1 protein-coding gene is annotated in these 557 nt (G+C 73.4%); it reads left to right on the top strand.

Annotated elements, in window-relative coordinates; translation table 11 throughout:
• Positions 1–158 precede the first annotated feature (158 nt).
• On the top strand, positions 159–557 hold a 399-nt coding region (locus E6R62_RS38770; RefSeq protein WP_276615704.1), incomplete at its 3' end, for an NAD(P)H-hydrate dehydratase.

The raw sequence follows: 557 nt of genomic DNA, 5'->3' as shown, positions 1-557 counted from the left end.
CACCGAGCAGGAGCTGCTGACGATCGACAAGGAGGAGCAGGTCGCGAACGCGTCGCTCACCCGCTACGAGCGCACCGACGACGGCGGCTTCGAGCTGATCTCCTTCAACGAGGTCGAGCACATCGTCGCCGAGGCCGAGGACGTCACGAGGGAGCCCGATGCCGCGCCCGGCCCATGAGAAGCACCGCCCTGACCCCACCATTGTCACCCCGGAGGTGCTGCGCGCCTGGCAGCTGCCGGAGCCGGAGGGGGGCAAGAACGCGCGCGGCTCGGTTTTGGTGATCGGTGGCAGCACCGAGACCCTCGGTGCCGTGCTGCTCGCGGCCGAGGCGGCCATGCGTGCGGGGGCGGGGAAGCTCCAGGTGGCGACGGTCGGGTCGATGGCCGGCTTCGCCGCGCAGACCCTGCCGGAGGCCCTCGTGCGGGCGCTGCCGGAGACCGACGGCGGCGCCATCGCGGCGGCGGCCGCCGACACGGTGCGCGAGCTCGCGGAGGCGGCCGACGCCGTGCTGATCGGCCCCGGGATGGCCGACAAGGAGGAGACCCAGGCGTTCGGG

Source organism: Streptomyces sp. A1136, assembly GCF_004795055.1.
Classification (GTDB): Bacteria; Actinomycetota; Actinomycetes; order Streptomycetales; family Streptomycetaceae; genus Streptomyces.
This window is presented reverse-complemented; position numbering and strand designations above follow the sequence as displayed.